Source organism: Roseovarius marisflavi, assembly GCF_900142625.1.
GTDB lineage: Bacteria > Pseudomonadota > Alphaproteobacteria > Rhodobacterales > Rhodobacteraceae > Roseovarius > Roseovarius marisflavi.
This window is the reverse complement of sequence record NZ_FRBN01000052.1, coordinates 1-5,842: the sequence shown is the minus strand read 5'-3', so window position 1 is coordinate 5,842 and position 5,842 is coordinate 1. Positions and strand designations below refer to the sequence as shown.

Annotated in this window: 9 protein-coding genes and 1 pseudogene; 5 read left to right on the top strand and 5 right to left on the bottom strand. The window is 54.3% G+C overall.

Features of this window, described 5'->3' with window-relative positions; genetic code table 11:
- Positions 1-232 (bottom strand): LysR family transcriptional regulator (locus BUB78_RS20185; protein WP_139279415.1); only part of this gene is annotated, 232 nt, incomplete at its 3' end.
- A gap of 113 nt (positions 233-345) precedes the next feature.
- Between BUB78_RS20185 and BUB78_RS19560 the strand changes: the two genes are divergently transcribed.
- Entirely contained in the window at positions 346-957 is a 612-nt protein-coding gene (locus tag BUB78_RS19560) for a homocysteine S-methyltransferase family protein (protein ID WP_245813601.1), read from the top strand.
- Positions 948-1,766 (top strand): ZIP family metal transporter, encoded by an 819-nt coding sequence (locus BUB78_RS19555; RefSeq protein WP_425442214.1) that lies wholly within the window; start codon positions 948-950, stop codon positions 1,764-1,766. The genes BUB78_RS19560 and BUB78_RS19555 overlap by 10 nt, the downstream gene beginning before the upstream one ends.
- A gap of 58 nt (positions 1,767-1,824) precedes the next feature.
- On the opposite strand, the gene BUB78_RS19550 is transcribed toward BUB78_RS19555, so the two are convergent.
- From BUB78_RS19550 to BUB78_RS19540, 3 genes are read right to left on the bottom strand one after another with little or no spacing between them, the layout of a single operon-like run.
- Positions 1,825-2,562, bottom strand: a complete 738-nt coding sequence (locus tag BUB78_RS19550; protein ID WP_220084052.1) for a ZIP family metal transporter — start codon at positions 2,560-2,562, stop codon at positions 1,825-1,827.
- Positions 2,563-2,566: 4 nt separating this feature from the next.
- The gene (locus tag BUB78_RS19545; protein WP_220084051.1) at positions 2,567-2,881 is read right to left on the bottom strand and encodes a hypothetical protein; all 315 of its coding nucleotides are present in this window, start codon (positions 2,879-2,881) and stop codon (positions 2,567-2,569) included.
- Complete coding sequence (locus BUB78_RS19540; protein WP_139279414.1) at positions 2,878-3,093, bottom strand: hypothetical protein; 216 nt, start codon at positions 3,091-3,093, stop codon at positions 2,878-2,880. Before BUB78_RS19540 ends, BUB78_RS19545 begins: the two co-directional genes overlap by 4 nt.
- 192 nt (positions 3,094-3,285) lie before the next feature.
- Here BUB78_RS19540 and BUB78_RS19535 point away from each other — a divergent pair, with 192 nt between their 5' ends.
- From BUB78_RS19535 to BUB78_RS19525, 3 genes are all read left to right on the top strand, one after another.
- On the top strand, positions 3,286-3,870 hold the full coding sequence (locus tag BUB78_RS19535) for a hypothetical protein (RefSeq protein ID WP_073201052.1): 585 nt from the start codon (positions 3,286-3,288) through the stop codon (positions 3,868-3,870).
- Positions 3,871-4,071: 201 nt separating this feature from the next.
- Positions 4,072-4,977: an MBL fold metallo-hydrolase gene (locus tag BUB78_RS19530; RefSeq protein ID WP_073201047.1), complete on the top strand. Its 906-nt coding sequence runs from the start codon at positions 4,072-4,074 to the stop codon at positions 4,975-4,977.
- Positions 4,978-5,064: 87 nt separating this feature from the next.
- On the top strand, positions 5,065-5,547 hold the full coding sequence (locus BUB78_RS19525; RefSeq protein ID WP_073201045.1) for a bacterioferritin: 483 nt from the start codon (positions 5,065-5,067) through the stop codon (positions 5,545-5,547).
- Here BUB78_RS19525 and BUB78_RS21020 read toward each other — a convergent pair.
- Positions 5,536-5,842, bottom strand: a pseudogene (locus BUB78_RS21020) (hypothetical protein); the annotation flags it as partial. The gene BUB78_RS19525 and the pseudogene BUB78_RS21020 overlap by 12 nt on opposite strands.

The following is a 5,842-nucleotide window of genomic DNA, read 5'->3' as shown; positions in this document are numbered from 1 at the left end:
CGCCACTCATCGCTCGGCGGCAAAAGCCCCTTGGCTTTTGAACGAAAGGCCGCATAAATGAGTTGAGAGGCCGGAACGCAAACGCGACAAGACCAAGCTCCAACCCCTTGATTTGATGCCCAACTGCGGCGGGGGTCACACATAATTCGTCCGCCCCCATTTTGATGCTCTCATGGCGGGCAGCGGCCTCGAAGGCGCGTAGTTGGTTCAGTGATGGTAAACGTCTGGTCATCACCGATACCTTAGAAAATCTATGCTATCAGTCAACTTTTGATCGTTTGTCAAAAGTGGCAGGCAAAACCTACGATTTGGGTACACACCAATTTGACACGACAGGAACACAACATGACCCGAACAACACCCCGATTGCCGCACGAGTCGGACGACATTTTCTTGACAGATGGCGGAACTGAGACATGGCTCATGTACAAGCGCGGGTTTGAGCTGCCAGAATTCAGCGCATTTCATTTGCTGAACGATCCCCGTTCAGCCGCAGCCCTGCGAGAATACTACACGGCTTTCGCGAATGTCGCTGTGAAGCTTGGAACGGCTTTCATCTTCGACAGCCTGACCTATCGCGCAAGTCGGGACTGGGGCGCTTTGCTTGGGTACTCCACCCAAAGTCTCGCTGAAATGAACCACAAGTGTTTTGAACTCTATCGCGAGTGCGCTGCCGAGGCTGGTTTGGCTGCAGAAAACACCGTCGTCAGCGGCTGCATCGGACCGAAGGGAGATGCCTATAAAACTAACCAAGACTTAACTGCTGAAATCGCCAAAGCCTACCACGCAGAGCAGATAGATACGTTTAAAGCCGCAGGCGCGGATATCGTTACAGCACTAACCTTGAACACAACATCGGAGGCAATTGGCATCGCGAGGGCCTCAGCAGAGGCAGATATCCCGCTGTTCAGATGGCGGAAACGGAGGTCTGCTCCGCTACGCTTTGCATGCTTTTAGAGCCTAGCCACAAACAATTTTACGGCGGGATGAAGATGAACGTTATTGCACTTGGAGTTTTGGGTAGTCTCGCCGCCGGCCTGATGACCGCGTTTGGAGCGTTGCCGATTTTGATTGGCAAGACCGTTTCGCGCAGGCTGAACGACATTTTGCTGGGCTTTGCGGCTGGGGTTATGCTGTCCGCCTCTTACTTTTCGCTGATTATTCCCGGCCTCGAGATTTCAACCGAGCAATATGGTGCGGGAGCAGTCCCGGCGCTGATTGCTGTTGGTGGCATTATCCTTGGGGCCGCAGCTATCTATTTTCTGGACGAGCGGATCCCTCACCAACACTTCACCAAAGGCCTTGAAGGCCCAGAGGCCGCGTCGGTTCGGAAAATCTGGCTGTTTGTGATCGCAATCACGTTGCACAATATCCCCGAAGGCCTTGCTGTCGGCGTTGGTTTCGGAGGCGGCGATATGGGCGCTGCAATATCACTCGCGTTTGGTATCGGGCTGCAGAACGCGCCGGAAGGTCTGGCGGTGGCGCTGGCACTGCAATCTGAGGGCTACGGGAAAACTTATGCCTTCCTCGTTGCTGCCGCTACCGGACTGGTCGAGCCGGTGGCCGGCCTGGCCGGAGTTGTGGCGGTGAGTGCCTCGCAACTTCTCCTGCCCTGGGGACTGACCTTCGCGGCTGGTGCGATGCTCTACGTGATTAGCAATGAAATAATCCCAGAAACGCATCGGCACGGACATCACAAGGGGGCCACCGCGGGCTTGATTGTGGGGGTGGTGGTCATGATGTTCTTGGACGTCGTGTTTGGGTGAATACGGGTTTGACCGCACCGTAAAGTCACCGTTCGGGGCAAAAAACTAGGGGAGCTTCCTAGCGAGCGCCCGTGGTAATCCCCACTGCCGTCGCGATCCCCGCGCCCAACACGACCAGTGACAATTTACGTGGTTCGCGTTCGGCCATAGGAAGCAGATGCGTCGCACCAACATAAAACAGCGCCCCCGCAGACCCTGCCATCAAATTACCCAAGAGCGGCTTATCGATGGTGCTGATCCAGCCGTAGGACAGAAGGGTTCCAAGGGGCGTAGTCGCGGCAGCCGACACAAGGGCAAGAACAAGTGCCTGCCTGTCGCCAAATCCACTGCGCAACAAAAGGACATAGGTGATGATGCCTTCGGGAAATTCGTGCAACACCATACCGAGTGCAGACACAACGCCCGTGAAAACGCTGACCGTAAACGTGACGGAGTACATCACGCCGTCAACGAAAGAGTGAAACCCGATCCCAAACATGGCAACAAGGCCGATTGCATAGTCTTCAGTCGCTGGTTTATCGCACACCTGTGTTGTCAGAAACCGGTTCAAAAAGTGCATCACGAGGTAGCCGGTCAGCATGAAGACCGGGCCTTCGCCACTCAGCTCAAGGCTTTTTGGCATCAGATGCAGGAAAGAGACCGCGATCAGGACGCCTGCGGCGAAACAGGCAAAATAGACGGCATTTCGGCGGCCCCAATCGCTGAAGCGCCGTACAGTCAGGACCCCAATGGTTGTGACGAGACCGGCAAGCAGGCTTGCCCACAAGGCAAAGGGGATGACCGGTGAAACGGCCAAATCCTCAGGGCTTTCGGTCTGTGCGCTTCAGCGCCTCGCGGGACAAGCCGCCCTGCTTGGTGGGGGGCGTTTCACTTGAGTCTATGTCTCCAACAAGTTTTTGCAGGGTCTGCAGAATTTGCTGCAGTGTTTCACCATTTCGCGCCGGCATGCCCTCGTCTTCGGCGACACTTACCTCACAGGCATCATACTCCCATCGCCGCAGTATCTCGATCCTTTGCGGCGTCGTAAGGTGTTCATCCGTCAGAACGTCCTGTGGCGTAACGAACACGGATGGCGGATCAAGAATGGCTTTGGCAAGGCGGTGTTCATCCATCATGCGGGTCGCGTACTGAGGATCGTCAGCACCTCTTTCGTCGGCCCTGTGATTGCGCGTTCGCCTTGGCCAGCAACATCGCTAGTACCGTCAGCCAACGACTTGGCCTCGGCGATATCTGCGAGACCCGCGCCAGTCGCTTCAATCGCGGCAAAAACGTTGTCGTCCAGAGCCCCAAGTATGTCCTCGGCAGCTTTTCTTGTAACGTGGTTCATTGAACGTCTCCTCTGGTTCAAGCTGGGTTCCATCTCTGGCTTTGGCCTATCATGCACCAACTGAATTCCCGAATTCTGTGTTATCGTAGGGCACGGTCGGGCGTCGCCCATTGATGCATCTCAATGCATTCGCTTCTCAACTGCATATCGTGACACACAAAATCGATAGCCACGAATGAAATGGAGACCGCAATGGCCGAACCAGAAATCAACTCTGACCAAAGCAAGACCACCTATATCAATATCCCAGAAGCAGTCGGCGTCTTTGATACATTCGAAGCGCAACAGGCTGCGTTTTACGATCTGCGTTCGGTTGGGTTTCATCATTCGGACATCAGCCTTCTTGGTAGTCAGGAAGCTCTGGAAGAGAAACTTGGCAAAGCCTATTGGCGCTCGTCCGACCTTGAAGACGATCCCAAAGCGCCTAGGGCTCATTTCGTATCCGAAGAAGCGATTGGAGAACTTGAAGGGGCCATCGCCGGTGGGTTTTTCTTTGTGGGCTCAGCAATCGCGATGACGGCATTGCTGACACCTGCGAGTACGTTGGCGGCCTCCATTGCGGCCGTCGCCATTGGCGGCAGCCCCGCCGCCGTCATCGGCACACTTTTGGCGCGACGCGTTGGAAAGCATCATAAGGAGTACTACGCGAACCAGATCCGGCACGGTGGAATCCTGATGTGGGTCAGAACACGGGACAAGGAAAGAGAAGCCCTCGCCGTGAAGATCATGAAGGGCCATTCCGGGCGCGATGTGCATGTGCATGGCTGGAGCGAGTGAAGGTGGCGCGGAAACCCGACACCGGAACCAGTTTCCCCAAAGCATATGCTACTGACCACAACTCACCTATTCCAGCTGCGTCATAATGCGTGCCAATCCGCATTGGTGAATGTCTGTAGAGCAATCGGCTGAAAGCAACTATCTTAGAAAGACGCACAAAAATGCAATTTTTCCCCAGTTCGACCGAAACCGGCAGCCCGAATGTCGGCATTCTACGAAAAGACAACTGGTTCCTGGCAATACGTGGCGTGGTGCCCGGCCACCAGGGCTGCTGTCATCATCGATCCAGTGCTCGACTTTGATCCGGCAGCCGGTGCGACCTGGACAGCGAGTGCAGACGAGATCCTGCACTACGTGAAGTCCGAGGAGCTTGAAGTGGAATGGGTGCTCGACACGCATCCGCACGCCGATCATTTTTCATCAGCGGCTTATCTCAAGGAAAAACTTGGCGGGGTACCCAAACAGGCAATCGGCGAACTGGTAATGAAGGTGCAGGAAATCTGGTCGGATTTCTACGCCGATGACAGCCTGAAAGGTCGCGGTGACTATTGGGACCGCCTGTTTAACGCGGGTGATACTTTTAAAGTCGGCAAGTGCGACGTGGAGGTATCGCTTTCGACCGGTCACACCCTAGCTTCCATCACATACAAGATTGGCGATGCGGTTTTTGCCCATGACACTTTCATGGTCCCCGACAGCGGAACATCGCGTGCGGATTTTCCTGGTGGCTCCTCGTCTGAACTATGGGACAGTCTGCAGGCAATCCTCGCACTGCCCGGCCAGACTCGCGTTTTCGTTGGCCACGATTATGGCAAGGGCGGCCGCGCGGAGGCATGCATGGCAACCGTTGCGGAGCACAAGGCGTCCAACATTCACGTCAAGGACGGTACTACAAAGGAAGAGTTCATTTCCGTGCGGGATGCTCGCGATGCCACGCTGCCTCTTCCCGGTCAAATGCTCTATGCGCTTCAGATCAACATTCGCAGCGGGCGCCTTCCCGAACCCGACCCTCAAGGCCGCGCCGTGCTGCGTGTGCCACTTAATCGTTTTGATTCGAAGATTGCATCGAGCTTCGAGCATTCAGTCAGAGAAAGAGTAATCGGGTAGGTCGGGCGTGGCCTACATCAACGTGATATTGTCAAAGTCTGCTAGCCATCATCGTGTCCGTAAATCAAAGTAAGAAAGGTTGCTAAAATGCCAGATAATCAAACAATGAAATACCTCCAAAAAGCCTTGCACATGGAGCTCACGGCAGCACATCAATATCAGCTACATGCCCATGTGCTCAATGATTGGGGTCTGGACAAACTGGCCGCCCAAATGCGGGCAGAAATGCACGAAGAACTAGGTCATTCTGATCTTTTTATGGCAAGAATTATGTTCTTTAACGGCAATCCCGATTTGGAATTCTACAAAAAGCCTATCCAGGCGGATAACCTCGTTAGCATGTTTAAATCTGATTTGGCCGACGAATTGGAAGCAATCGAGTTTTATACCGCCGCCGCCCAGCACGCAATGAAGACGGGTGATATCGGATCTCGGACGCTCTTCGAGCAGATCGCACTTGACGAAGAGGGGCACAAAGGTTGGCTTGAGCTTCAGCTCAGTTTGATTGAGCGGCTCGGTGAAAAGGCGTTCAGTGCGAAATACGTTTCCGGAGTGGCTTCAGAAGAATAGTTGGTCTGAACAATGATCCCCGTATACGTGATCGTTACACCCATCATCGCTGCCTTCAATGACCGCTTCGGTGACTTGTGCTGCGTTGCGACAAGGGCCTTGCCGCACTCGCAAAAAAAATGCTGCATCAGCGAAGGTGAACAATCCAAGGTCGGTTTTGTCCGCATGTGAGACATAGAATGGAAGCGCAGCGAATGACCTGTGTGGATGGCTCCTGCATAGCAAGACATTTTTGATCAGATTTGTGCATTTGTCAGAAGCAGTCATGTGTCCGGCCTGTTTGCGCGGTTTTGAC